Annotated in this window: 27 protein-coding genes; 12 read left to right on the top strand and 15 right to left on the bottom strand. The window is 48.2% G+C overall.

The window, feature by feature from the left end:
• The first annotated feature begins 135 nt into the window (after positions 1-135).
• Genes IL_RS00210 through IL_RS00200 form a run of 3 tightly spaced genes read left to right on the top strand, consistent with a single transcriptional unit; the run spans position 136 to position 3643 of the window.
• Positions 136-2175: a S9 family peptidase gene (locus tag IL_RS00210; RefSeq protein ID WP_011233303.1), complete on the top strand. Its 2040-nt coding sequence runs from the start codon at positions 136-138 to the stop codon at positions 2173-2175.
• The gene (locus tag IL_RS00205; RefSeq protein ID WP_011233302.1) at positions 2172-2993 is read left to right on the top strand and encodes a prephenate dehydratase; all 822 of its coding nucleotides are present in this window, start codon (positions 2172-2174) and stop codon (positions 2991-2993) included. Before IL_RS00210 ends, IL_RS00205 begins: the two co-directional genes overlap by 4 nt.
• On the top strand, positions 2993-3643 hold the full coding sequence (locus IL_RS00200; protein WP_011233301.1) for an alpha/beta hydrolase: 651 nt from the start codon (positions 2993-2995) through the stop codon (positions 3641-3643). The genes IL_RS00205 and IL_RS00200 overlap by 1 nt, the downstream gene beginning before the upstream one ends.
• Before the next feature lie 36 nt (positions 3644-3679).
• Here the strand turns inward: IL_RS00200 and IL_RS00195 are convergent, their stop codons facing one another.
• Positions 3680-4768 carry an ATP-grasp domain-containing protein gene (locus IL_RS00195; protein WP_011233300.1) on the bottom strand — a complete coding sequence of 363 codons (1089 nt, stop codon included), beginning with the start codon at positions 4766-4768 and terminating at the stop codon, positions 3680-3682.
• A complete protein-coding gene (gene purE / locus IL_RS00190; protein WP_011233299.1) occupies positions 4765-5256 on the bottom strand; it encodes a 5-(carboxyamino)imidazole ribonucleotide mutase in 492 nt (163 codons plus the stop codon). Before purE ends, IL_RS00195 begins: the two co-directional genes overlap by 4 nt.
• Positions 5257-5442: 186 nt before the next feature.
• Here purE and IL_RS00185 point away from each other — a divergent pair, with 186 nt between their 5' ends.
• The 3 genes from IL_RS00185 (at position 5443) to IL_RS00175 (ending at position 8117) form a co-directional block, all read left to right on the top strand.
• Positions 5443-5988, top strand: a complete 546-nt coding sequence (locus IL_RS00185) for a hydrolase (protein ID WP_011233298.1) — start codon at positions 5443-5445, stop codon at positions 5986-5988.
• Between the two features lie 183 nt (positions 5989-6171).
• Complete coding sequence (locus IL_RS00180; RefSeq protein ID WP_011233297.1) at positions 6172-6378, top strand: cold-shock protein; 207 nt, start codon at positions 6172-6174, stop codon at positions 6376-6378.
• 167 nt (positions 6379-6545) lie between these two features.
• Positions 6546-8117, top strand: a complete 1572-nt coding sequence (locus IL_RS00175; protein WP_011233296.1) for a methyl-accepting chemotaxis protein — start codon at positions 6546-6548, stop codon at positions 8115-8117.
• On the opposite strand, the gene cysE is transcribed toward IL_RS00175, so the two are convergent.
• The 4 genes from cysE to IL_RS00155 form a co-directional block, all read right to left on the bottom strand.
• The gene (gene cysE / locus IL_RS00170; RefSeq protein ID WP_011233295.1) at positions 8114-8941 is read right to left on the bottom strand and encodes a serine O-acetyltransferase; all 828 of its coding nucleotides are present in this window, start codon (positions 8939-8941) and stop codon (positions 8114-8116) included. The genes IL_RS00175 and cysE overlap by 4 nt on opposite strands.
• Positions 8942-8950: 9 nt before the next feature.
• Positions 8951-9409 (bottom strand): DUF2489 domain-containing protein, encoded by a 459-nt coding sequence (locus IL_RS00165; protein WP_011233294.1) that lies wholly within the window; start codon positions 9407-9409, stop codon positions 8951-8953.
• Entirely contained in the window at positions 9409-9822 is a 414-nt protein-coding gene (locus tag IL_RS00160) for a GTPase-activating protein (protein ID WP_011233293.1), read from the bottom strand. The genes IL_RS00165 and IL_RS00160 overlap by 1 nt, the downstream gene beginning before the upstream one ends.
• A gap of 611 nt (positions 9823-10433) precedes the next feature.
• On the bottom strand, positions 10434-11060 hold the full coding sequence (locus IL_RS00155) for a c-type cytochrome (protein WP_011233292.1): 627 nt from the start codon (positions 11058-11060) through the stop codon (positions 10434-10436).
• Positions 11061-11255: 195 nt separating this feature from the next.
• On the opposite strand from IL_RS00155, the gene yihA reads away from it, so the two are divergent.
• The gene (gene yihA, locus IL_RS00150) at positions 11256-11876 is read left to right on the top strand and encodes a ribosome biogenesis GTP-binding protein YihA/YsxC (protein ID WP_011233291.1); all 621 of its coding nucleotides are present in this window, start codon (positions 11256-11258) and stop codon (positions 11874-11876) included.
• Positions 11863-12774 carry a DMT family transporter gene (locus tag IL_RS00145; RefSeq protein WP_016341242.1) on the top strand — a complete coding sequence of 304 codons (912 nt, stop codon included), beginning with the start codon at positions 11863-11865 and terminating at the stop codon, positions 12772-12774. Before yihA ends, IL_RS00145 begins: the two co-directional genes overlap by 14 nt.
• Before the next feature lie 127 nt (positions 12775-12901).
• Here IL_RS00145 and polA read toward each other — a convergent pair whose 3' ends face one another.
• From polA to dprA, 7 genes are all read right to left on the bottom strand, one after another.
• A complete protein-coding gene (gene polA / locus IL_RS00140) occupies positions 12902-15667 on the bottom strand; it encodes a DNA polymerase I (protein ID WP_011233289.1) in 2766 nt (921 codons plus the stop codon).
• Positions 15668-16066: 399 nt separating this feature from the next.
• Complete coding sequence (gene aroE / locus IL_RS00135; protein WP_011233288.1) at positions 16067-16906, bottom strand: shikimate dehydrogenase; 840 nt, start codon at positions 16904-16906, stop codon at positions 16067-16069.
• A complete protein-coding gene (hemF, locus tag IL_RS00130; protein ID WP_011233287.1) occupies positions 16903-17817 on the bottom strand; it encodes an oxygen-dependent coproporphyrinogen oxidase in 915 nt (304 codons plus the stop codon). Before hemF ends, aroE begins: the two co-directional genes overlap by 4 nt.
• Positions 17810-18370, bottom strand: a complete 561-nt coding sequence (locus tag IL_RS00125; RefSeq protein WP_011233286.1) for an L-threonylcarbamoyladenylate synthase — start codon at positions 18368-18370, stop codon at positions 17810-17812. Before IL_RS00125 ends, hemF begins: the two co-directional genes overlap by 8 nt.
• Before the next feature lie 27 nt (positions 18371-18397).
• A complete protein-coding gene (locus tag IL_RS00120; RefSeq protein WP_011233285.1) occupies positions 18398-18910 on the bottom strand; it encodes a DNA topoisomerase family protein in 513 nt (170 codons plus the stop codon).
• Complete coding sequence (locus IL_RS00115) at positions 18910-19383, bottom strand: DUF494 family protein (protein ID WP_011233284.1); 474 nt, start codon at positions 19381-19383, stop codon at positions 18910-18912. The genes IL_RS00120 and IL_RS00115 overlap by 1 nt, the downstream gene beginning before the upstream one ends.
• 3 nt (positions 19384-19386) lie before the next feature.
• Positions 19387-20424, bottom strand: a complete 1038-nt coding sequence (gene dprA / locus IL_RS00110) for a DNA-processing protein DprA (protein WP_231378603.1) — start codon at positions 20422-20424, stop codon at positions 19387-19389.
• A gap of 62 nt (positions 20425-20486) precedes the next feature.
• Between dprA and def the strand changes: the two genes are divergently transcribed.
• Genes def through trkA form a run of 4 tightly spaced genes read left to right on the top strand, consistent with a single transcriptional unit; the run spans position 20487 to position 24659 of the window.
• Positions 20487-21011 (top strand): peptide deformylase, encoded by a 525-nt coding sequence (gene def / locus IL_RS00105; protein WP_011233282.1) that lies wholly within the window; start codon positions 20487-20489, stop codon positions 21009-21011.
• Complete coding sequence (fmt, locus tag IL_RS00100) at positions 21011-21961, top strand: methionyl-tRNA formyltransferase (protein WP_011233281.1); 951 nt, start codon at positions 21011-21013, stop codon at positions 21959-21961. The genes def and fmt overlap by 1 nt, the downstream gene beginning before the upstream one ends.
• Complete coding sequence (rsmB, locus tag IL_RS00095; RefSeq protein ID WP_011233280.1) at positions 21958-23286, top strand: 16S rRNA (cytosine(967)-C(5))-methyltransferase RsmB; 1329 nt, start codon at positions 21958-21960, stop codon at positions 23284-23286. The genes fmt and rsmB overlap by 4 nt, the downstream gene beginning before the upstream one ends.
• Complete coding sequence (gene trkA, locus IL_RS00090; RefSeq protein WP_011233279.1) at positions 23283-24659, top strand: Trk system potassium transporter TrkA; 1377 nt, start codon at positions 23283-23285, stop codon at positions 24657-24659. Before rsmB ends, trkA begins: the two co-directional genes overlap by 4 nt.
• Here trkA and IL_RS00085 read toward each other — a convergent pair.
• Together IL_RS00085 and pepQ are read right to left on the bottom strand one after the other, a co-directional pair.
• On the bottom strand, positions 24656-25273 hold the full coding sequence (locus IL_RS00085) for a YigZ family protein (RefSeq protein WP_011233278.1): 618 nt from the start codon (positions 25271-25273) through the stop codon (positions 24656-24658). The two genes, trkA and IL_RS00085, sit on opposite strands and share 4 nt — an antisense overlap.
• A complete protein-coding gene (pepQ, locus tag IL_RS00080) occupies positions 25266-26624 on the bottom strand; it encodes a Xaa-Pro dipeptidase (RefSeq protein WP_011233277.1) in 1359 nt (452 codons plus the stop codon). Before pepQ ends, IL_RS00085 begins: the two co-directional genes overlap by 8 nt.
• Position 26625: the final 1 nt, after the last annotated feature.

Here is a 26625-nt window from a genome sequence, read left to right as displayed (position 1 = left end):
TTTCCTTTTTAATTTTCGTCCAGCCTTTGCAAAAGGCCTTCAGTTTACCGTATTTTCCAACAACTTGAACGGAACTCTTTGCATCGCTCCGCAAGCTTGAGTAACGTAAAGCCATAACCCAAAAGGAGAATAACAATGTGGTTAAAGCAATCTGTCATTGTCGGTAGCTTAGCGTTACTTTTTACTTCCGTTCCAGCCTTATCACAAGAAACCTTTCAGGCGGACGACATTTTCCAGCTTGAGTACGCCAACCAGGTCAGTATTTCACCCGACGGCAAATACATTGCGTACATCCGCAACAGTTTTGACGACATGAAAGACAATACCCGGCGCTCATTATGGCTAATTGATACCGAAACCGGTCAACATTTACCAATTTTTGACGATAAGTTTAACTACGGCAGCCTCGCCTGGTCGAATGACGGTACTCGCCTTGCCTTTGCCTCTAACCGTTCTGAAAAGAACCAGATTCATGTGCACTGGATTAAAGAACAACGCACCGCCAAAGTCACTCACGTAAGCGAAAGCCCGGGCAGTATTAGCTGGTCTAACGACGACACCCAACTGGCTTTTACTCTGTCGGTTAAAGCCGAAGCTACGCCTTTTGCTAAAAGTGTGAAAAAGCCAACAAAACCTAAAGGCGCTAAGTGGTCTGACTCTCCCATTATTGTTCAGGAAGCCTATTATCAACGCGACGGCACCGGCGTTTTAGAGCCTGCGCACACACAAATTTTTGTCGTACCGGCAGAAGGCGGTAGCGCACGTCAGCTAACCGACGGACCTTATCGGCACGGTGGTCCTTTAGCCTGGACGGCCGATAACAAGCATATTGTTTTTTCTGGTAACCGCTCTGAAGACTGGGCTTATCAGGTCAATGAGAGCGACTTATACAACGTTAGCTTAGATTCAAAAGAAGTGACTCAGGTGACCGATAAACCCGGTCGCGAGTCATCACCACAGTTCTCACCAAACGGCGAACATTTAGCTTACTTACACAGCTCGAACGAGCCGGTGCCTTACCATAAATCACAATTGTGGATCATGGACTGGAGTGAGCGCTCGGAAGCCGAGCTACAGGCTGACTTCGACCGTTCTTTCAGCTCACCACAATGGACAGGCAATGATTCACTGGCGGTTTCTTACGCCGATCAGGGCAAAACCGTGGTTGCTGATGTCACCTTGAGCAATGAGCTGACGAATCGGGTGGATGATGTTTCCGGTGTTTACGTTAGCCGCCCTTATACCATGGGCTCATTCACTGCCTCTCAGACCGGTGCAATTGCCTACACCAAAGGCTCCGAATATCGCCCCGCCGATGTCGGTTATCAGCCGCAAGGGGGCGAGGCGGTTCAGTTTACTCAGCTAAATGAAGACCTGCTTGGTCACCGTAAGTTGGGGGAAGTTCACGAAATTCGCTATGAATCACGCTACGACGGTCAGGAAATTCATGGCTGGTATATTACGCCGCCAAACTACGATGAAAACAAAGAGTATCCTCTGCTGTTAGAAGTGCATGGTGGCCCTCATCTGTCTTACGGTCCGCATTTTGCCGCAGAACACCAGCGTTACGCAGCGGAAGGCTATGTGGTGCTTTATGTAAACCATCGCGGCAGTACCTCTTACGGTAAAGATTTTGCCATGCTGCTGGACGGTAACTACTCATCACCTTATGACTTTGCCGATCACATGAGCGGCATTGATTTGCTCATTGATAAGGGTATTGCTGACTCCAACAACCTATTTATTGCCGGCGGCTCTGCAGGGGGCATTGCAACCGCTTATGCGGTAGGCCTGACTAACCGTTTCAATGCTGCGGCAGCCACTAATCCGGTGATTAACTGGGTCAGTAAAGTACTGACCGCTGACAGCTCTATTGGTCAAATTACTAACCAGTTCCCGGGTATGCCATGGGAAGAATTGGAGCATTACTGGCAACGCTCCCCGCTGTCTATGGTGGGTGACGTTGAAACACCGGTATTGTTGTTCACTGGTGAAGAAGACCGCCGTACGCCAATATCGGAAACCGAGCAGTTCTATCAGGCGTTGAAGCTGCAAAAAGTCGACACCGCTATGGTACGTGTTCCAGGCGCTTTTCACGGCGTTACGGCTCGCCCTTCTAATATGATAGCCAAAATTGAACACGCGCTGGCGTGGTTTGAGCAGTATAAGAAATGAGAATAGCGACACTGGGCCCTGCCGGCACCTTTTCCGAGGTTGCGGCAGGGCTTTATCAACCCGAAAGGCAACACCAAATTCAGTTACTGGACAGCCTGGTGAGTTGTCTGGACGCAATTGGTAATGACTGCGACGCTGCAGTTGTGCCTATTGAAAATTTAACCGAGGGCTTTGTCTCTCCTGTTGTGGACTACCTGGTTCAGCGCCCACTACATATTCAGGCGGAAATTCGCATTCCGGTTGGTTTTCAGTGCCTGGCCAATAGTGCTCAGCCACAGCAAATATGGGCACAATTTGTAGCAGCCGGTCAATGCAATCAGTGCCTGAATGAATTGGGGCTTCCGGTTATACACACCGCGAGTAATGCATTGTCGCTGGATGCCTTGCTGGCCACTGAAAAGCCCTCTGCGGCGGTGGTTCCCAAGCACGTAAACTGTCCCGCTTCATTACAGATTCTGAACAGCAACATTGCTGACAACCCACGTAACGAAACGCGCTTCGTGGTATTATCCGCAACATCTGAAACGCCGGAATTTGATAAAAGTACGCATTGGAAAAGCAGTTTGCTGCTCATTGACGACAACGATCACCCGGGCTTATTGGTCGACAGCTTACAGGTTTTTGCAAAACAGCAAATTAACTTAACCTCCATTGTTTCAAGACCGGCGGGCAGTCAGTTTGGTGACTATCATTTCTTTATTGATTTTGACGGGCACCTCAGCGAGCCAGGTGTAGCAGCCGCTTTGCAGGAGCTGGCTAAAATGAACAACATTCACTGGCTGGGTTCGTACCCGGCCGCAGCTATAGGGAATCAGTAATGTCTCTGGAAGTTATTAAACATGAGCCGGCGGGTAACGCCGACGCGGTTATTATTTGGCTTCACGGTTTAGGTGCATCGGGTAACGACTTTGTGCCCATGACAGAGCACATAAAAATTAATAACGCGCAGGTTCGCTTTTTGTTTCCTCATGCACCGCAAATGCCAGTTACCATAAACCAGGGCATGGTCATGCCAGCCTGGTATGACATTACCGACATGAGCATCGACCGCCAAATTGACAGCCAACAGCTACGCGAATCTGCCGCTAAAGTGCACGCCATGATCGACGAACAAGTTGCTCAGGGCATAGACAGTAAGCGCATTATTATTGCCGGATTTTCACAAGGTGGTGCCGTAGGTTATGAAGCAGCTTTGACTTACCCGAAACCACTAGCGGGTTTAATGGCGCATTCCACTTACTTTGCCACCGCGGGTGACATTGAGGTAAATGAAGCCAACGCGCAACTGCCTATTTTGGTTCAGCACGGTACGCAGGATCCGGTAGTCCCGGAAGTTCTGGGACAAAAAGCCTGTGCGGTATTAAAAGAGAAAGGTTTTACAGTGACGTATCAGACCTACCCAATGCCACATTCACTGTGTATGGAGCAGGTTCAGGATATGCAGAAATGGCTGAATGAGCGGTTTTAGCCGCTCATTCGCAGAATTATTAACGCCCTAAAAAGTTTAGCCAACCAGTAGTTGCAGCTTTTCAGCCCAACTGCTGGCCAGGTTCTCGCCGCGTTCAAACGAATCAATCATGATATTAACGTGACCCACTTTACGCCCGTGACGTGCCTCTTTACCGTACCAGTGACAGTCGGCAGCGGCGGCTTCCCACAAAGCTTCCGGAATACCGGCAACACCAATTACGTTCACCATTAATGTCGGCGCGATCAGCAAGTCCGGCAATGGCAAGCCGGTAATAGCACGTATATGCAAATTAAACTGATCGCAGTTAGCACCGCTCATCGTCCAGTGACCGGAATTATGAACCCGCGGTGCCACTTCGTTCACCAGCAAGTGTTGGTTGTCACCTTCACCGACAACGAAGAACTCAATAGCTAATACACCGACGTAGTCCAGCGCATTGGTCAGTTTCTGATGATGTTCTTTGGCTAAGGTTTCCAGTTTTTTTGAAAAATGCTCTGCACCCGCCAGGCTATACGACAAAATACCCTGGGTATGCACGTTCAACGTCAGCGGGAAACAACGCTGTTCACCTTTATGTGAACGCGCACCGACAACCGACACTTCATCGGTAAAATCGATCATGTCTTCAACAATACCCGGGCGTTGCCCGGCGTCTTCCGCAACGGCCGCAATGTCGTCACCCGGACGCCAGCGCCACTGACCTTTGCCATCGTAACCGCCTTTTGCCGATTTAATGACAACTGCATGGTCGCAGCCGTTTAAAATAGCGCTTAACTCAGCTGCGTTTTCGTATGCCTTCCAGGCCGATGTAGGTATATCCAGCTCATCGCACAAGGCTTTTTGAGAGCGACGGTCAACCAGCAGATTAAAACGTTCAGGTTGCAACAGAAATTTGTCGGCAGCTTTAGCCACCAGCTCTTCACCTAAGTGCTCGTGCTCCCAGGTTGTCACATCAGCCCATTCATTCGCTTCCGCTAACGTCATCGATAACGGCTGCTGGCTACCCAATGCCATGACCTGATCTTGCCGGTCGCTGTATAAAACACATTCATGGCCCTGCTGAATAACAGCTTTACCCAGCATTTGCCCTAACTGGCCGTTACCAAGGATCAGGATTTTCATTTTGGTAATTCCAAGTCTGAGTTAGCCATCACTTTTTCTTTTTGTGCAGTGCGGAATTCGTGTACCCGTTTGCGCACGTCACTGTCAAAGCTGCCAATAACCTGTGCCGCCAGTAAGCCTGCGTTTGCCGCGCCGGCATCGCCAATAGCCAGAGTACCAACAGCGACACCCTTAGGCATTTGCACAATAGACAATAAGCTGTCTAAACCTTTTAACTGCTTGCTCGGAACCGGCACACCAAACACTGGAATAGCAGTATAAGCCGCCAGCATACCCGGTAAATGAGCAGCACCACCGGCTCCCGCAATAACCACAGGCACACCATCTTGTTCCGCTTGTTCCATTGTCGATTTAAGTAAGTCCGGCGTGCGGTGTGCAGAGACCACTTTCGCCTGCCATTTAATGCCCAGGGACTCGAGCATTTCTGCCGCTTTTTGCATTACCGGCCAATCGGACTGGGAACCCATTAGAATCAATACCGGAGCCATGGTGTCACCTTTTATTTACTGTTTGGATGTGCATCTGCATTTGGAAAGGCGGGGATTGTAGCCATTGACCGCCTTAACTGCAAATTTCACGCATAATTATTAACCAAGTTTAGACTTTTTGCTGATGGTAGTGTTAATCAGCTAGAGTTAGTATCTGTTATCACTTAGTACCAACAGGAATACATCATGCTACTTTCTGCGAAAGACTCTTTACTACTGATTGTTGATGCTCAGGAGAAGTTACTGCCAGCCATCCACCAACGCGATGTGGTTACTTCTCGCATGCGCTGGCTGGGCGAAATTGCCATGCAGCTGGATTTACCCATCCTTATTACCGAGCAGTATCCTAAAGGCTTGGGGTACACCGTAGACAGTCTAGAAGAGATCATTGAAGCCGCCCGGGTGGTCGAGAAAACGCATTTCAGCGCCCTGCGCGATGATACCTTCCGTGATGTGCTTTCAGAGTATAATAAGAAGCAGGTGGTTATCATGGGCATGGAAACCCACGTGTGTGTTCTTCAAACAGCGATGGAGCTTCAGGCATCGGGATACCAGGTATTTTTACCTGCCGACACGGTTGGATCCCGGCGTCCTACGGACAAAGCTAGTGCCATTGAGCGTATGCGGAACGCCGGAGTGGAAATCATCACTTCGGAAATGGCAGCATTTGAATGGCTGGAAAAATCAGGAACAGATACCTTCCGGCATATCAGCCGTAACTGGTTAAAATAACTCAAGGTATTGTTGACTCAGGCGGTTTTAAGCGTATACTCAAAACCGCTGAGAAAATTTCGGCTATTGATTTGAGATTTTTTACGAAGTCATTTTTGCTGTACCTCGTTCTGTAAGTCCAAGTAATACCTAAGTTTTTTGAGCACTACATTGATTTCAACATGCACTACGAGGAATATCAGCATGTCTACTACTACTGGTAAAGTAAAATTCTTTAACGAAGCTAAAGGCTTCGGTTTCATCGAACAAGAAAACGGCGCAGACGTTTTCGTACATTTCAGCGCTATTCAGTCTGACGGTTTTAAAACTCTGGCAGAAGGCCAGCAAGTTTCTTTCACCGTAGCTCAAGGCCCTAAAGGTCCACAAGCTGAAAACGTAGTTCCTATGTAAGGAACCTTCTGTACCCTTTCGGGTGCCGAACGTTTATACAAAGAATTTAAAAACGTCGCTTTTAGCGGCGTTTTTTTATGGCTAAACGCCTATTTTGCTAAACTTTTCCCGCAAGGATACGATAACCCTACTGATATTGATGTTAATCAAACAATGTGAAGGTGCTTATGAAAAATAACGGTCCGGTAACAGGAAAGGAAAACCGCTTTCCAGACCACTATCGATTGATATCTTCAACCGATCTTAAAGGAGTCATTAAGCACTGTAACGAGGACTTTGTCAGTGTTAGTGGTTATACGCGAGATGAACTAATCGGCTCTCCCCATAATGTGCTCCGTCACCCCGATATGCCCGGCGGCGTCTTTGAGCAAATGTGGAAAACGATTAAACGCGGGAAACCCTGGATGGGCCTAATTAAAAACCGTTGTAAAAATGGTGATCATTATTGGGTCAGCGCTTATGTCACGCCTATTGTGGAAAACGGTAAGCCAGTTGGGTTTGAATCCGTCCGCGTTGCAGCGTCAGATAACCGTAAAAAAAGAGCTCAGGGCGTTTATGACCGTCTAAACGCAGGAAAACACGCCATCCCCTTAAGTAAACGTTTATGGTTAGGCTTTAAAGATTTAATGCCGGTCGTCGCTCCGGGTCTTATTGCCAGTGCCACAATCGCCATACTGGGTGAGCCTCTATCAGCTCTTATCGCCTTAGTCGCTACGGCCGTGACAACCTTTGCTTATGGCGCTTATATCGGGCGTATGCTGCAAGGTTTATTAACATTACGCCCAGAAGCTTTCGATTCAGAGTTAGTTGGTATGACTTATTTCGATAAGCAAGGGCGCGAGGCTAAGCTGGCAATGCAGCTAGTGAGTGAAGGCGCACGTAACCAGACAGCATTAAGCCGCATGAAAGATGCCGTCGGCGGTTTGTTAAAGGTCACCGATGATACCTACGAGCAAGCGCAGCTAAGTAAACAGTACGTCGACAAACAGACAGCAGCTACGGAACAGACTGCAACCGCTATGAATGAGATGGCCTCAGCGATTCAGGAGGTCGCGGATACTGTCGAGCGTAACGCACAGCAAGCTGAATCGGCCAAAGCTAATGTTAGTGAAAGTGTAGGCCTTGCCCGAGAGGCAAGCGAAGTTATTGTAAGGCTGCACGATGCCGTAAGGGAGATAGCAAAAACAGTTGAAGAATTGGATCAGTCGACCGGGGCTATAGGCGAAGCCGCAGATTTAATCTCATCTATTGCGGATCAAACCAACCTGTTGGCATTGAACGCAGCCATAGAAGCAGCACGTGCCGGGGAGCATGGCCGCGGTTTCTCAGTCGTTGCTGATGAGGTTCGTTCATTGGCGTCAAGAACCACTCAGTCTACCGAGGGTATTCACAAAGTCATCCAGCAACTACGTGATCGTGCACGTAATGCAGTAGAGGTATCGAAACAAGGTGAACAAGCGGCAGCTGAAGGAGTAGACAAAGTCCGTCAGGCCGACAATGCACTTGCCGAAATCTCAGTTGCTATCCAGGATATCTCTGACATGTCAGCACAGATGGCTTCAGCTGTTGAAGAACAAAGTGGCGTGGCTGACCATATTAGTGAACAAATTACTGAAATTGCCAATACAGCTCGCCAGACCCAGCAGACGGCAGAGCAAACTCAGCACTCAAGCAACGAACTGCAAAATACCAGTAAAGAGCTGTATTCATTGATTGAGCGCTTTAATTTAAAAGATTAAGGTTCTTGAGTATCCGATGCAGAAGCATCGTCTTTATGAGCGCGTCGTTTAGCGGCGCGTTCGCTTTCTTCCAGAAACTCGACGTCGTCCATATCAACTTCGGGGATCTCACCGCAGACATCGCCACCGAGCTTATTAACCGCCTGGCATAGGTCAGACACCTTGTTATCCAGCACCTGCACATGATCCAACATCCGGCCTATTGCGGTTGCCACCGGGTCAGGATTATCTGCCGAGATAGCATAAGCATCAAAACCGTATTCCTGAGCCATTTTCTTGCGTCGCTCAGTCGTTTCTTTATCAACACCAGACTGAGCCACACGAGCCGGAATGCCTACAACCGTTGTTAATTCAGGTACGTCGCGGACAACAACAGCGTTAGAACCAATGCGGGCAGATTTTCCGACCGTAATGGGACCCAGTACTTTAGCCCCGGCACCAATAACCACACCGTCTTTCAATGTCGGGTGTCGCTTACCTTTATGCCAGCTTGTACCACCAAGAGTGACACCATGGTAAAGAGTGACATCGTCACCAATTTCCGCAGTTTCACCAATAACCACACCCATACCGTGGTCGATAAAGAAACGACGACCAATTTTAGCCCCGGGATGAATCTCAATACCGGTAAGCCAACGTGAAATATTAGAGACAAAACGGGCAAGCCAGTACAGTTTCCAGCCCCAGAGCTTATGACTTACGCGATGAAACCAGGTAGCGTGAAGCCCGGGATAGTGAAATAACACTTCCATGGTATTGCGCGCAGCCGGGTCTCTTGCAAAAACGCTGGCTATATCTTCTTTTACACCTTTAAAAAACGCCATGCCGCCTCCTCAGGCCGCCGGAAATTGCTTTAATAGCTTATCAACGTCAGAAAGAATAATATCGCGCATGGACTTCTCATAGCCTTCTCGCTCGTCGTCCATTTCCTTCACTTTCTTCTTAGGAAACTTCTTACGCGATTCATGCGTTGGCATATGCTTAATTTTCTCGTACATATCGTGCATTGCAGGGTAGTCATTAGAGTAATCGTAATCGACCGCTTCAGGTCGATGATCAAGCAACACTACAATTCTCAAGCATCCTTCAGACAGCGGACATTGCTCCTGCTGCATTGCTTTGGCTATGGTAATAATGCTTTCATCAATACGGTCAACGCGCTTTTGCACCGCAGCTTCGCGAACTTGAGTCTGAGTACGCAGGCGCAACAGTAAAGTCGAAGCGTACCAACCCAGAGCTACAATAATCAATACGCCTACAATGGCGATAATCCAATAAAGTTCGCTGGACATTAGTTCTCCTCGTCGTCCCATTCTTCGTCGAGTTCATAACCCAGTTTGGCAATCAGCTGCTCGTAACGCTCAGATTTCTCGTCCAGGTAGCTTTGCTCTTCTGCTGTCAGAGACTCATCGTTTTCAAAGCGTTCAGCCAGTAGCTGCAGTTTGGTATCTTCCTGCAACTGCTTCAGCTCCTGTTCAGGTGTCATCACCAAAGCTATTTTACGACGACTTCCATGGCGGGGATCTTTCTCATCTCCTTTTGTTTTGCTTTGTTGCAGAACTTTAGCCGATGAATGTCGCTGACCAGGCGCTTGTCCCTTTCCTTTTTTCTTGCCCTTGGATGCCGCATCTGTTGCGCGTGCATCTCTCGGAGTTTTAGGCTGTGCCAGTGGTCCGGCCTTACGTGTCTTTTTCTGGCGAGTCATGGTCGCTCCTGAATAACAACTAATGTGGTCTATTGTAACGCAATAACGTGGATTACGTCAGTGGGGAGCAACGAATTACAAGTCTGAGATGATTTTTAGGCAAGAAAAAAGGCGATGCTTTCACATCGCCTGATTCTCTCATAAAATTGGCAGCGCACTGCAACTATGAGAATGGTTGTCACTGTTTCCGAGTTTTTATTGCGGTTTTCCGTAACCTGTCTGCTTTTTATTATTGTTATTATTAAGTGGAGCAACCGCGAGCCTGTTGGCTTTACTCCCTGGATTATCGAGAAATAAGATAACATCTGACTTTTCGATAACCTCTCGACCTCTTGTTATTTTTTTGTGTCGAGTCAGCTGTATTTTTACAGTCTTTTTATTATTTTCTCAAGGGCTTTTAACATCTTTTTTTTGTTTTTTTCTGTCTGGAAGCTCCCCGAGCGTTGTTAAGACTACTTGAACCAAATATTAATTCAATGATTTTATTGATCTAAAAAACCACTTTTTTATTACTTTTTGTTAACAAGGCACAAAAAAGCACATTGCTCATAACATTTTTCATACCCATAAAAAAAGCGACCGAAGTCGCTTTTCTATTCGCAAATACAAATTTAATACAAGCCACTCAAGAACTTAGACAGCAACTCAATTTCCTCGTCTGTCATTTTCTCTGTAACGCCTTGCATCATTTCATTCGGATCGTTTGCACGCTCGCCGCTACGGAACATTTCTAACTGAGACTTGGTGTATGCGGCGTGCTGACCTGAAATATCAGGAAAAGCAGCTAAGCCCATGCCATTACCTCGAGGGCCGTGGCAACCTGCACATGAAGGCATATTGCTATCAGGGTTCCCGCGGCGGAATAAATCTTCGCCTTTAGCGATGATGTCTTCAGGAGTTTCGCCTTTCGGTGAGTCCTTCGCTGCATAAAACGCAGCAAGGTCGGCCATGTCCTCTTCTGATAAGGAGGCAACCTGCCCCATCATAATGGGGTTATTACGGCCTTCTTCGCCGCCTGTTTCAGAGGCCAATTTGAAATCTTTCAGCTGCTTCAACAAATACTTTTGGTGCTGACCGGCCAAATGTGGGTACATATCGGTCGGAGATTCACCATTGGGTCCATGGCAAGCCGCACAAACTTGCGATTTCTCTTTTCCGGCTTCAGCGTCGCCGCTTTGTGCTACTGCGATACCGGCGGTACCGAAGAAAAGTCCCAAAAAGATTGCGAATTTTTTCATGTTTGCTTCTCTTCTGTTCTGGATGGCGCCACGCGCCCCAATAAATCACCTTAAGCAGGTTGCTATTTTACACAAAACTTGTGTGGATTAAATGATTAAAACCGAATCAATTGCTAAATGATCATTGGAGATACTGTCCGGATACTTCATAATGCGCGTAGATGTTCCGTTTTTTCAATAAAAGTGACCTTAATAGTGGCAGATCAGCAATTAGATTACGCATCGGCAAAATTTGTGACCAGTGCACCCGATATCAGCAAACTGCCGCCGGACTCAGGCATTGAAGTTGCTTTCGCCGGCCGTTCTAACGCAGGGAAATCCAGTGCGTTAAACACCCTGACGCGTCAAAAAGCGTTGGCCCGCACCAGTAAAACGCCGGGACGGACTCAGTTAATTAACGTTTTTGAACTAACCACAGGTCAGCGACTGATAGATTTACCCGGCTACGGATTCGCTAAGGTTCCATTAGCTGTCAAAGAAAAATGGCAACGTTCTTTAAGCGAGTACCTTCAGCAAAGGGACAGTTTAAAGGGCATCGTGGTATTAATGGATATTCGTCACCCTTTCCGCGAAACCGATCAGGAATTAATTTACTGGGCTGTAGACTGCGATCTGCCGGTACTGGCTTTATTAACTAAAGCAGACAAACTCAAACAAGGCGCGCGCAAATCAACCGTTTTAAAAGCCAAGCAAGCGGCAATTGCCTTCAACGGCGACGTTCAGGTTGAAGCCTTTTCCTCATTGAAGCGCATAGGTGTCGAGCAAGTCGAAGAGAAACTCAACCAGTGGTATAGCAAAGAGTATGACGACGAATAACACGCCACCACTTAGTGCCTGGTTATTATTAGGGTTACTCGCATTAATTTGGGGTAGCTCTTTTTTGTTAATAAAAAAAGGCTTACTGGCCTTTGGTCCAATGGAAGTTGGCGCACTACGCATCAGCTCAGCAGGACTTGTGCTTGCCCCTTTCATTGCCCGCCGACTGAATAAAATTACCCGCAAACATTGGTTAAAGCTTGCCAGTGTCGGGCTGGTTGGCAGTCTTATTCCGGCTTTTATGTTTGCTATTGCCCAAACACAGCTGGCAAGCGGCGTTACCGGGGTCCTAAATGCATTAACCCCTATCGCAACACTGGTTATTGGTGCATTGTTCTTTCATCAAAAAGCGCGCTTAGCACAGGTTATTGGCGTAGCCATTGGCTTGTTTGGTACCTTGCTTCTGGTTACCGCTTCGGCTAATGGCAGCTGGGACTTTAATCTGTACGCCTTGTTAGTCCTGGCCGCAACCGTTTGTTATGGGCTCAACCTGAACCTCATCAAACACAAAATCAGTGACTTATCGCCATTAACCATTACCGGCATATCTTTGCTTATGGCTGCCGTTCCGGCAACAATCTACTTGTTTGCAGGAACGGAGTTTATTACTCAGGTTCAGCAGCCGGGCGCAATGTTATCGCTGTTTTCTGTTCTGGCTCTGGGTATCGCAGGAACCGCCGGCGCTTTAGTTATTTTTAACCATGTAGTACAACTCACCAATACCGTTTTTACCAGCTCGGTCACCTACCTAATTCCCATTGTCGCTCTTATACTAGGGATACTTGATGGCGAAGACTTCTGGTTGCAACAGGGAGTTGGAATGCTCGCCATTTTAGTTGGGGTTTGGTTCGCTAACCGCAGAGGCCGCTCCGGTATGGCTGGCATACCACAGAAATAGACAGAAAAAAGCCCGACTAAAAAGCCGGGCGAAAAGTAATCCAGGGAGAACAATTTTTTGAGGGAGGATTAATGCCCTCACTTGTTGTGACTAGACCCTTTATAAAAAGTTCAGACAATTCTTAAAATTAATGAGCTTCGTCCCAGTTATTACCTTTACCAGCTTCCGCTATTAAAGGCACATCAAGGCTTGCAGCCTTTTCCATTACTTCAGTTAATTGTTCAATATAATCCGTTAATTTCGACTCTTTTATTTCAAACACCAGTTCATCGTGAACTTGCATTAGCATACGCACATCATCCTGACAGTTATTACTGTCAATCCAGTCGGCAACTTTCAGCATAGCTTTCTTAATGATATCCGCTGCAGTGCCCTGCATTGGCGCATTGATAGCTGCACGTTCCGCCCCTTTTCTACGGGCTCCGTTACTGGCTTTTATATCCGGCAAGGGTAAACGACGTCCAAACAGGGTTTTAACATAGCCCTGCTCTTTTGCCTGCTTGCGAGTATCTTCCATGTAACGCAAAACTCCAGGGAAGCGTTCAAAATACTTGTCCATATAGTGCTGAGCTTCATGACGGGCAATACCCAGTTGCCGCGCCAGTCCAAAGGCTGACATACCGTAAATTAGCCCGAAGTTCACCGCTTTTGCCTGACGGCGCTGGTCATTACTGACTTCATCAGCCTTACAGCCAAACACTTCGGCCGCTGTCGCACGGTGAATATCCAGGCCTTCGGCAAAGGCTTTAAGCAAAGACTCATCTTGCGACAAGTGCGCCATAATGCGCAGTTCAATCTGGCTATAGTCGATAGCGACAATCTTATAGCCTTGCTCAGGAATAAAGGCCTGACGCACTCTGCGCCCTTCGGCGGTACGAATTGGAATATTCTGCAGGTTAGGGTCTGTTGAAGACAAACGCCCGGTTGCGGTAACCGCCTGTTGGTACGAGGTGTGTACGCGCCCTGTATCGGGGTTAATCATCTTCGGTAACTTGTCGGTATAGGTTGATTTAAGCTTCGACAAGCCGCGATGCTGCAGTATCACATCCGGCAAGGGGTAGTCATGTGCCAGCTCGTGCAAAACTTCCTCAGCCGTTGACGGCGCGCCTTTTGGCGTTTTCTTCACAATTGGCAACTCAAGCTTTTCGAAGAATATGCGTTGCAGCTGTTTCGGCGAGCCCAGGTTGAACTCCTCGCCGGCAATTTCAAAAGCCTTTTTTTCCAGGGCATCGAGCTTTTCCGCAATTTCCTGGCTTTGCTTACCCAGCAAGTTTGCGTCAATGCGCACGCCGTATTGCTCCATATCGCACAATATCGGTACTAACGGCACTTCAATGTCGGTAAGAACACTTTGCAGCTCACTGCCGGTTTCTTTTACTTTATTCCAGAGCACGTCATGCAGTCGGTAAGTAATGTCGGCATCTTCAGCCGCGTAAGGCCCCGCCTGCTCTAAAGCAATCTGGTTAAACGTCAGTTGCTTAGCACCCTTACCTGCAATGTCTTCAAAACTAATGGTTTTGTGATTCAGATAATGCAGGCTTAAGGTATCCATATCATGCCGCGAACCAACACTGTTAAACACGTAGGAGGCAAGCATGGTGTCATTTAAAATCCCCGCCAGACGAATTTTATAGCGACGCAGAATATGCGAGTCGTATTTCAGGTTTTGCCCCACTTTTTGCGGCTTTTCAGCTTCAAGTAAAGGCTTTAACTGCTCCAGTAACCAGTCCCGGCCAACCTGGTCCGGCGCTTCCATATAATCATGCCCGACAGGTATATACACAGCTTCGCCAGGTGCCATGGCTAACGACACACCAACCAGTTCAGCTTCCATATAATTAAGGCTGGTTGTTTCGGTATCAAAGGCAAAGTAATCAAATTTATTCAGTTGCGTTATGTAATCGCTGACCTCTTTTTCAGTCATCAATACACCGTACGCGTCTCTGTTTATATCGCTGGTCGGTTTTTCGCCATCGGTTTCACCCAGCACCTGATTCGTTGCCGCACCAGTTTCCATCAGCTCATCAAGCCACCGGCGGAATTCACAACGACTGTAGAGCTCCTGCAGTTTTTCGCTGTCTGCCGTCTGTATTTTCAACTCTTCCGGTTGTAAGTCCATTGCCACATCGAGCTTAATGGTCGCCAGCTCACGCGACATCAGCAGCTGTTCTTTATATTCATTAAGCTTAGCCGGCATAGACTTGGCGCCACGGAACGAAAGCTCAGTCACTGCATCTACATTTTCGTAAATAGCGTCAATGCTGGGAATACTTTGCAGCAGTGCCTGTGCTGTCTTTTCGCCCACTTTGGGCAAGCCTGGAATATTGTCCGAGCTGTCACCCATAAGCGCTAAATAATCGATAATTTGGTTTGGCTTAACCCCAAACTTTTTCTCAACCCCTTCAGGGTCCATTAAAGTATCGGTCATGGTGTTAATGAGCATGACGTGTTCATTGACCAGTTGAGCCATGTCCTTATCGCCGGTACTAATCAGCGTAAAGCGACCCTTGTCGCCGGCCTGGCGCGCCAGCGTGCCAATAACATCATCGGCTTCAACATCGTCAATGCAAAGCAGCGGTAAACCCATAGCCTGGACAATGTCATGCAAAGGTTTGATCTGACTTCGCAGATCGTCTGGCATAGGCGGACGATTTGCTTTGTAGTCCTGGTAAATGTCGCTACGAAAGGTTTTGCCTTTGGCATCGAAAACTACCGCCATATGGCTGGGTTTATAGCGCTTTAGCAGGCTTCGGAGCATATTAACCACGCCGTAAATAGCTCCGGTCGGTTCACCTTTTGAGTTGGTTAAATGCGGCGGCGCATGAAAAGCGCGGAACAAATAAGAAGAACCATCGACAAGAATAAAAGGATTTTCTGGAACAGATGTGGCCATAGTTAAGAACCTAAATTAAGCGTTACCTATAGGATGCCACAGAACGGCAATTCAGGCCACTGAACAGAGTGTGCATAACCTGTTAATAACTCTGTTAACAACGACTCATGCCACAGCCGGAAATTTAAATTTCCCCGTGTCCAAAATTTACTTAAGTTATTGATAGTATGGGATTTAAAACGGCAGGTTTCCCGAAATACCTAGTACTTTTTATTATTATGTTTCACTGTGGAAACTATTCTGCTTTTGTCCTGAAATGGAAGGAAATGCCTCAAAAGCAGGTCAGACAGATTACCATAAAATCAGCAATGATCTACTGACAAATTCAGTTTTTTTATAACCTTTTGTTCCTCATTTTTCTTTACTTATAAAAAGCAAAGAAAACCCCTTTTCAATCAATCAACTAGGAGTTCGCATTTCAGCCATAACAAATGCAGTATCGGGGCGTTCATCTCCCATCCAAAGTTGGTAAGAGGACGCTGCCTGCTCAATCAACATGCCAAATCCATCGCTGACATTTTTGCAGCCAGCCTGCGTCAGTTGCTCCATAAATACCGTGGGTTGGTCGGCATACATCAAGTCATAGCCAGAAGCATTTTCGGACAGCAGCGGAGGGAGCGTTAAACGCTGTCCATTCAAACTGCTGCTGGTAGCGTTAATTAGCAGGTCTATAGGCTCGTCAATTTCAGACGCAGACGAACGTACCTGAATTCGGTTCGCTGCAACCAGTCCCAGTGTCTCTAGCTGAGATTTAAGCATTTCAGCTTTCTTTGCCGTTCGATTAACCAAATACAGACACCGCGGCTTTTGCTCCAGTAGAAGAGGTATTATGCCACGTGCTGAACCTCCGGCACCAAAGACAGCAAGTGAGCGCTCACTTACATTTAACCCTTTATTTTTAAGGTCAATAATCAAACCCTCGCCGTCAGTATTATCACCTAGTAGCAGACCATTGCCATAAGGAATTAAGGTGTTCACCGCCCCCGCTAACCGCGCACGATCGGATAGTTTAGTAACCAAGGAGGCAGCCTGCTGTTTAAATGGTAAGGTGACATTGGCACCCTGTCCGCCATGGCGGAAGAATTCAGCAACCCGGCGGGGAAAATGCCCGGGCGTGGATAAATAGCGTTGATAGTTAATTGAGTCCTGCCGGGTCTGCGCAAACAGCGCATGAATACGCGGCGACAGGCTATGCGCTATGGGATTCCCGAATACGCCCAGGCTGGTCACGGATTTCATACTGACAGCCAGTCTCTGGGTTTTAAATAATACTCGGTAAGCTGCTCTTCTGCAGAGCCTGGCTCAGCTTGCCAGTTGTACTCCCAACGCGCCAGCGGTGGCATCGACATTAAAATAGACTCGGTTCTGCCACCGGTTTGCAGGCCAAACAAAGTTCCCCTATCCCAGACCAGATTAAACTCCACATAACGCCCGCGGCGATATAGCTGGAAGTCTCTTTGTTGCTGAGTATAAGCCAGGTTTTTGCGACGTTCGACAATAGGCAAATAAGCTTTGGTGAAAGCATCACCCACCGCTTTTATAACCGAAAAGCACTCGTCAAATGAACGGTCGTTAAGGTCATCAAAGAATATGCCGCCCACACCGCGCGCTTCATCGCGATGCTTAAGGAAAAAGTAATCGTCGCACCAGGCTTTATATTCCGGATAGAGCTTTTCATCGACGCTATCTAGCGCATTTTTCGCCTGTTGATGCCATTCGATAATGTCTTGGTCAAAAGGGTAAAACGGCGTTAAATCAAAGCCGCCGCCAAACCACCAGACAGGCTCTTCACCTTCTTTTTGCGCAATGAAAAAACGCACATTCATATGGACCGTTGGCACCATAGGGTTTTCCGGATGCATTACCAGAGAAACACCACAAGCATTGAAGTCGCGACCTTCCAGCTCTGGTCGGTGTGCCGTTGCCGAGGCAGGCATTTTCTCACCATAAACGTGCGAAAAGCCTACACCACCCTGTTCAAAAACCGCACCGTTTTTCATGATCCTCGAGCGACCACCGCCGCCTCCCGGCCGGTCCCAGCTGTCTTCCTGAAAGCTCTGCTCACCGTCCGCCTGCGCCAACTGCTGACAAATGGCATCCTGCAACGACATCAGGTAGCTTTTTACCTGCTTCAAGTAATCATTATGCATCGTCTCTGAAAACCTGATTATTTAGTGGGTTTATGATTCGAGTCGGGTTCGCAGCTCCACCGGTGCTTTCATCCATTATCCAGTCCACACTGTCACCAAATTGCTGACGCACTTCTGCCGCAGTTCGGGCGGGTTCCTGCCCGGTTAAATTGGCGCTGGTAGAGACTAACGCATGACCCAGCTCGCGGCACAGCGCTCTGGCAGGTTCATGCGCAGTCACGCGCACAGCGATAGTATCGCGACCGCCCGTCAATAAGGTTGATACGCCTTTTCTTACCGGCAGAATTAATGTAACGGGCCCCGGCCAATGTGACAAAACGCTGAATCGTTTGTCCTGCGCAATAGCGGAGTCTTCAACATAGGGAAGTAACTGACTGTAATCGGCGGCAATTAATATAAGACCTTTCTCGGCGGGTCGCTGTTTCAGGCTTAATAACTTCTGCACAGCCACTTCATTGCGGGGGTCGCATCCCAGTCCAAATACCGCCTCTGTCGGATAGGCAATAATGCCCGTTTTTATAGCGCTGTGCGCTGCTTCCCATGTATCTGCCATAATCACTCCTCAACTCAATGAGTCGGATTATAACGCGTCCGACTTATAGTCGCATTGCTTTTGCGGGCAGACTTTGCGAATTCCGGCGGCGGTTTTCTTTTTCACCAGCAGTGGGTACCGGCATTTGGGACAGGTTTCATCGACCGGAGGCTGATTCACGGTAAATTCACATTTCGGGTATTGGTCGCAAGCGTAGAATACGGTACCGCGCCGCGATGTTTTTTGGTGTAACTGGCCTTTGCCGCATTCCGGGCAGCGAATCGTCTCTTCTTCCTCAACGTTAGGTTCAGTAACGAACTCACATTCAGGAAAACCGCTGCAGCCAACAAATAAGCCATAACGACCACTCTTTAACTGCAGTTCCTGGCCACACTCAGGACAGGGAACGCCGAGATCTTCGGGCTCAATTTCAGATTGCTCCCGAAGGCCTCGTTTATAATCGCAGTCCGGGTAACCGGTACAGCCTAAAAAGCTGTTATGCCCAACATGTTTAATAACCAGTGGTCGCTCACAACGGGGACAGCGCTCATCTGATGACATTAATGCAGAGGTCCTTCAGCTTCCTCAAACAGCAAACCTTCCATTTGGTCGTACGCAGCTTCCTGGCCCGGAACATTAAACAGCACCATGAGTACAACCCATTTCAGGTCATCCAGAGTAAAGTTCGGCGTTTCCAGTTCCATCACACGGTCAATGACTACTTCTCGTGTAGCAAAATCAAGCACACCCAGGTTTTCCAGGTACATCAGAAAACCCCGGCTCTGGCTGTCCAAACGAGTCATCTCTGCCGCGGTATAAATACGGGTAGACTGCTGCGGAGCAACATCCAGATAAGACTTGGTTTCCATTTGCTGCAAATCGGCCAGGCGTTCTAACCACGCCAAAGCCTTCTGGATTTCCTGGTGACGGAAACCAGCCCGGGTAAGTTCATTGGTTAACTCATCGTGATCAACTACAACTTCCATTTCCGAATGAATGTAGTTTTCAAACAAGTACATGAGGATATCAAACATACTTTAGCGCCTCCCCACTTTGATATAACCGCCTGGTACGGCTGCCACTAGCCCTTCTAATTCGAGTAACACTACTTTCTCCATGACTTCAGCAACCTCGAGTCCGGACAATTGTACCATGTCATCAATTGTTCGTGGCTCTGAACTCAGACTAGCGAACAATCGATTGTTTGCCAAGCTTTCATCGCGACATTCGGTATCACCTTCTATGGCAACCTCAGTATCGTCAACCGAGAACCAGTCAAGAATGTCCTGCGGCGTATTAATTAACTTAGCGCCCTGTTGAATTAACCAGTGGCAGCCCTGATGCTCAGGCAACAACACCGACCCCGGAACAGCTCCAACTTCACGCCCTTCGTTCAAAGCGTGTATTGCCGTTGAAAGCGAACCGCTTTTGCGCGCCGCTTCAACCACCACCACGGCCTGACTGATACCACTAATAATACGGTTACGGCGGGGAAAATGATCGATTCGCGCGGTTTGCCCGGGCGGAAATTCGGAAATCAGCAACCCCTGATGTGCAATAAAGTCCTGTAAGGCTTTGTTTCTTCTGGGGTAGTACTGGTCGATACCAGTACCTAAAACCGCTATGGTTTTTCCTTTATCGGCTGCGGTTTTATGTGCTTGAGCGTCAATGCCCATCGCCAGACCGCTAACCACCACAACACCCGCCGCAACTAAGCGCTCGCTAAACCAGTCAGCAATTTGTAAACCACTGTGAGTGGCTTTGCGGCTGCCAACAATAGCCACACTAACTCCTTGCAAAAGCTCTTTACGACCCCGGTAATAAAGTAACCAGGGCGGATTAGCTATGGCTTTTAACGCAGTTGGGTAATCTTCACTAAAGTAAGAAATAACGCCCTGATAGTCACTACGACACCAATTTTCAGCTGCATTTAACCAACGCGCCTCGACCGGTTTTAGCGATTGCCCCCATCGTTCAAAAATGGCCTCCCAGCTGGTACATTCCCGAGCAGCTTTCTGTACCTTGTTTAATGCGCGTGTCATCCCCATTAATACACATAGTTCCTGTGTGTTCACAGACTGTCCTTGACCTACCAATTTAAGGTAAACTAAGGGTAGATGAAGAATTGGAGGTTCTAATGGCAAAAATGACGGTTCTGCAATATCCGGACGAACGTTTGCGCAAAGTCGCACAGAAGATTGAAAAGGTAGATGACAATATCCGCTCGGTTATCGACGATATGTTTGAAACCATGTACGAAGAACAAGGCGTAGGCCTTGCGGCAACTCAGGTTGACGTGCACAGACGGCTGTTTGTTTCTGATTGCAGCGAAGATCAAAACGAACCGCTGGTGTTCATTAACCCGGAAATTACCGAAGCAGAAGGCCACTTTAAGAACGATGAAGGCTGTCTGTCGTTTCCCGGCGTTTACGCCAAAGTTGAACGCGCTGAGAGAATTACAGTGACTGCACTGGATAAAAACGGCGAGCGTTTCAGCCGTTCCGCTGAAGGGCTACTGGCCATTTGTATTCAGCATGAAATAGACCACTTAGACGGTAAACTCTTTGTTGATTATCTATCGCCGCTGAAGCGCGAACGTATTCGCAAAAAACTAGAGAAAGAGCAACGTTTAGCTGAGAAGCAAGCGGCGGAAGCACAATAATGCGAATTGTCTTTGCCGGTACTCCGGACTTTGCAGCACAACACTTACAACAATTGCTTGATGAGTCTCATCAGGTAGTGGGCGTTTATACACAGCCCGACAGGCCTGCAGGACGAGGCAAAAAGCCACAACCCAGTGCGGTTAAGAAGCTTGCGCTCGAACACCAGCTTCCTGTTTATCAGCCCGAGTCCCTAAAATCAGAAGAGGATCAGGCTGCACTAGCCGATCTAAAACCTGACGTTATGGTTGTGGTGGCTTATGGCTTACTGCTTCCGCAGGCAGTATTAGATATTCCTACGAAAGGCTGCCTGAACGTGCACGGTTCTTTGTTACCCCGCTGGCGAGGTGCTGCTCCAATTCAACGCGCGATATGGGCTGGCGACTTAGAATCCGGTGTCTGCATTATGCAAATGGAAGCCGGCCTGGATACCGGCCCAGTGCTGCACGAAGAGCGCTGCGCCATCAGTCCGGACGAAACCTCGGCTTCGCTTTATCACAAGCTTGAAAGCCTGGGGCCTGAGGCGTTAACTAAAGTATTGAAAGATCTCGACGGCTATCAGAGCCAGGCTAAGCCGCAAAGTGACGCCAATGCCACTTATGCGAAAAAGCTGACCAAGCAGGAAGGTAAAATAGACTGGACACAACCGGCGGCCTTTATCGAACGCTGCGTACGAGCGTTTAACCCCTGGCCAATGAGCTGGTGCCAGTCAGAACATTTAAAAGCCGGACAGAACACAGTAAAAATTCACGCAGCTGAACTTATTCAGGGCGCCAGCAATAAAGGTCCGGGCACGATTATTAATAGCACACACGAAGGCATCGACGTGGTGACCGGGGACGGTATTTTACGTATCACTCAGGCGCAGATGCCGGGCAAAAAGGCTCAGCCAGCCAGTACCTTAGTAAACGGCTACAGTAACGTCTTTAGCCCGGGACTGGAATTACAATGAGCCGGCAGAAAAATTCAGAAAACGGTGGTCAGGGAGCAACTAGCCGGGCCGCCGCTGCAACCGCTATCTTTCATGTATTAGAGAAAGGCGAGTCGCTTTCCGCGGCTTTACCCCACGCCACCGGTAAACTCTCTGACGCAGATAAGCGTCTTGCCAGTGCAATTAGCTACGGTGTTTTAAGGGTTCTGCCCAGCCTTAACAAGCTGGTTGGGGCTAAACTGGATAAGCCACTTAAAGGTAAGCTTAAAGTATTGCACTACTTACTACTGGTAGGTGCCTATCAGCTTTATTGTCTTCGTATTAAAGACCACGCTGCCGTTAGCGCCACAGTAGAAGCAGCGCGTATTCTGGGCAAACGTAATCACAAAGGTCTGGTAAACGGTATACTGCGTCAATTACTGCGCGAAGCGCCTGCGACAGATGAGTCACAGCAGCGCGAGCTACCTGTTGACGCGATGCAAAATCATCCGCGCTGGTTGTTTGAAGCAATTCAGGCAGACCACCCACAACAAGCCAGCGACATTCTCATTGAGAACAACGCACACCCGCCCATGTGGTTACGTGTGAATCGTCGTTTTTTCAATCGCGATGACTATTTAAGACAACTGGAAGACAGCGGTATTGCCGCCGAAGGCGATACTCTGGCTGGCGATGCGATTCGTCTGCATTCGCCTGTTCCGGTTGAACGGCTTCCGGGGTTTGACCGGGGCCACGCATCGGTACAGGACCGTTCGGCCCAGTTAGCTGCGGATTACCTGAACGTAAAAGCTTCCCACCGCGTACTCGATTGTTGCGCCGCTCCGGGAGGCAAACTGCTGCATTTACTAGAGCGAAACGACTTTGAGCAACCGGTTCAGGCTATTGATATTGATGCTAAACGTCTTGAGCGAGTCGACGAAAATCTGGAGCGCGCCGGTTTAAGTGCCGTAGTTCATTGCGCCGATGTTGCAGAAACTGAAGACTGGTGGGACGGCGAACAGTTTGACCGCATACTTTTGGATGCTCCATGTTCGGCAACAGGCGTAATACGCCGCCACCCCGATATCAAGTGGCTGCGTCGCGCTGAGGACATTAATGAGCTCGCGCAATTGCAAAGTCAGATACTAAATTCGCTTTGGCCTTTACTTAAAAACGGCGGAGAACTGCTTTACGCAACCTGCTCTATTCTAAGCAAGGAAAACCAAACTCAAATTGAGTCTTTTCTAAAACAGCAATCGAGTGCTAGTCTGATACCTATTGATGAAAAGCAGAAAACTCTGCAACTGCTCCCGGGTGAACGTAACGGGGATGGTTTCTTTTACGCGAGATTGAAAAAAGTCGAATGAAAATTATCATACTCGGTGTTGGCCAGGTCGGCGGCACATTAGCAGAAAATCTGGTTGGCGAACGTAACGATATCACCATAGTTGATACCAACAACGATTTACTGGACGATTTGCAGGATAAGTATGACCTGCGGGTCGTCGTTGGTAACGGAGCGCACCCTGATGTTTTACGTCGCGCGGGTGCCGACGATGCCGACTTGCTTATTGCAGTAACCAGCAGCGACGAAACTAATATGATTGCCTGTCAGGTTGCTTACTCGATATTTAATACGCCAAAGAAAATAGCCAGAATTCGCTCTGAAGAATACATCCGCTATAAAGATCAGCTTTTTCATAATCAGGATGCCCCAGTTGACCACATTATTTCACCGGAACAACTGGTAACCAGCTATATTCGCCGACTTATTGATTACCCCGGCGCACTGCAAGTGATGGAGTTCGCCAACGGACGAGCCAGCTTGGTCGCGGTAAAGGCGTACTACGGCGGGAAGCTCGTTGGCCATGCTATCTCAACACTGCGGGAACATATTCCCAATATCGACACCCGGGTTGCGGCTATTTATCGTCAGGGTAAGCCTATACGCCCTACCGGAACCACAATCATCGAAGCCGATGATGAAGTTTTCTTCATTGCCGACACCCGCCACATTAGTACCGTAATGCAGGAACTGCAAAAGCTGGAAGACAAATACCGCAGAATAATGATTGTTGGTGGCGGGAACATTGGTGCCGGCCTGGCGAAACAACTGGAAGTTGATCACCGGGTTAAGCTAATAGAGCGTTCAGAAACCCGCGCGGAAGAGCTTTCGCAAAGCCTTGAGCATACCTTAATTTTCCGCGGTGACGCGTCCGACCAAAAGTTGCTGGAAGAAGAGCACGTTGAAGATATCGACGTATTTATTGCGGTTACCAACGACGACGAAGCGAACATTATGTCAGCCATGCTGGCTAAACGTATGGGCGCCCGTAAAACTATGGTGCTCATTCAGCGTAGCGCCTATGTTGACTTGGTGCAGGGAGGCGAAATTGATATTGCCATTTCACCGCAACGTGCGACTGTTTCAGCTCTACTAACTCACGTACGCCGTGGCGATATTGTTAACGTTTACTCACTACGAAAAGGGGCCGCCGAAGCTATTGAGGCAATTGCACATGGTGATGAAGACACGTCCCGAGTGGTGGGTAAAGCCATTAAAGATATCAAGCTTCCGCCGGGAACCACCATTGGTGCGGTTGTCCGGGGACAAGAAGTGCTTATGGCGCACAGTGAAACCATCATTCACTCCGACGACCACGTGATTCTTTTCTTGCTGGATAAAAAGTACATTGATCAGGTTGAAAAAGTCTTCCAGCCAAGTGCTATGTTCTTTTAGTCCAGTTCTTTTAACTGCACCCGGCCACGGGTGGCAGCTTGTAGCTTCTTCTGCAGCGCCCCAACATTCACGGGGCGTAGCAACACCTTAAGCCGCACACTTTCCTCGTACTCCGAAGATTCCGTTTCAGCATTGGCCTCAAGCAAAAGCGGTTCAACATCGCCCTGGTCGGTATAAGCAAAATTTAACTGAAAGCGTTGTTTAAAAACCCTTTGCTCTTTTTCAAGCTCAGCTAATGCGGCGACTGTCGCGTCGGTATAGGCTCGCTGAAGTCCGCCCGTTCCCAATTTCACCCCACCAAAATATCGCACGACTATAGCGGTAACCTCGCCGACGCCGCTATTTTGTAGCGCCATAAGCATAGGTCGCCCCGCTGTTCCCGAGGGTTCTCCGTCGTCGCTGTAAGCCATACTCTGGCTGTTATTAGGTGCTGAAAAAAGCGACGCAGAGCAATAGTGAGAGGCCTTAGGCCAGCGCTTTTTTATCACGGCCAGAAACTCTGATGCGCTGTCGACGTTTGCTGTATGTGCCAGGCACGCAATAAAGCGGCTGCCTTTAACTTCTATTTCGACTTCCGTTTCCGAAGCCGGAATGTCGTAATCCTGATCATGCAAGACGGGTAACCTTTTTCACGTAAGCATCTAATGCAGTTTGGCGTGTAAGGTTATCATTTCGCTCGCGGTAAACCACAATATTATCCTCGATTCGCACTCCACCAAAGGGTTTAAACTCATCCACTCTGCGCCAGTTAATTAAATGCTTATTGCGTGAATTCGCTAATTTCTGCAGCAAAGGCTCAATAAAGTAGATTCCGGGTTCAATGGTATAAACCTGCCGAGGCTCTACGGTACGAGTGGTTTTTAGCGTAAGATGACCGCTGGGAGGAGCTATTGGCGTACCCCTTTCATCAGCCTGCGCAGCGCCAACGTCGTGCACCTGCAAGCCCAGAGGATGACCTAAACCATGCGGAAGAAATACCGTGGTTATGCCGTCTTCAATCATTTGTTCAGGACTGCAACTGACAAAACCAAAAGCAAAAAGTACATTAGCAATTTGTTCATGAGCCAACTGGTGCAGCGCCGGGAATTCAACGCCCGGCTTCATTTTATCAATTAAAGCCAATGTAATTTGGTCAAGCGCGGCTATCAGCTCTTCGTATTCATTGTGTTGTTTAGACCAAGTACGACTAATGTCAGCGGCATAACCGCAAACCTCAGCGCCTGCATCAACCAGCATCGACTTGAGTGAGCCTGAAGCTTTCTTATCAGGCATCCAGTGATGCAAAACACTGGCGTTTTCATTTTGCCCAATAATGTGATTATAAGGCACTTCATTCTGCCCTTGACGAGTAGCCGCCATATATTTCAACAGACAATCGAACTCCGAGGCGCCGTTAAAAAAGGCGTCAGCGGCCGCAACATGGCCTTCAGCCGCTATATGGTTTGCCTGAGTTAAACAGGCAATTTCATAGTCGGTTTTAAACAAGCGATGATAATGAAAAAAGTGAAGAACAGGATCTGGGTTTATATTCTCAAAACCCAGAGCCTTGGCAACCTCAATATGTTCACCAAGGTAAGCCGCGCTTTTCTTATCGTAAGGGAGTAGTTTTTCAATGGCCTCTGGCGAGCTGATGTGTTCCACGTGGAACTCTTCTAACCAAGGAGCTCCCTCGAGGCTTGCTGTCGTGTGCCAAAAATCTGGAGAACTTAATAGAACTAAGGTTGGCCGGGTGTTCGGCTTTAAAATAACCCAGGCATTAGCCAACTGAGTTTCCGGACACCAAGCCTTAAAGTGAGGGTTCGCACGAAACGGATAGTTCATATCATCCAAAAACCAACGTTTTTGCTGGCCCGAATGAATGGCAACTAAATCTAAATTTTCTCGTTTAAAAAGTCGTTCAGCACGAGTCTGAAGCTGCTTTATATGGTCAGGAAACAACGGCCACAAATCTGCTGTCGCAGTCATA

Origin of the sequence: Idiomarina loihiensis L2TR (assembly GCF_000008465.1) — a bacterium.
GTDB classification, from domain to species: domain Bacteria; phylum Pseudomonadota; class Gammaproteobacteria; order Enterobacterales; family Alteromonadaceae; genus Idiomarina; species Idiomarina loihiensis.
This window is presented reverse-complemented; position numbering and strand designations above follow the sequence as displayed.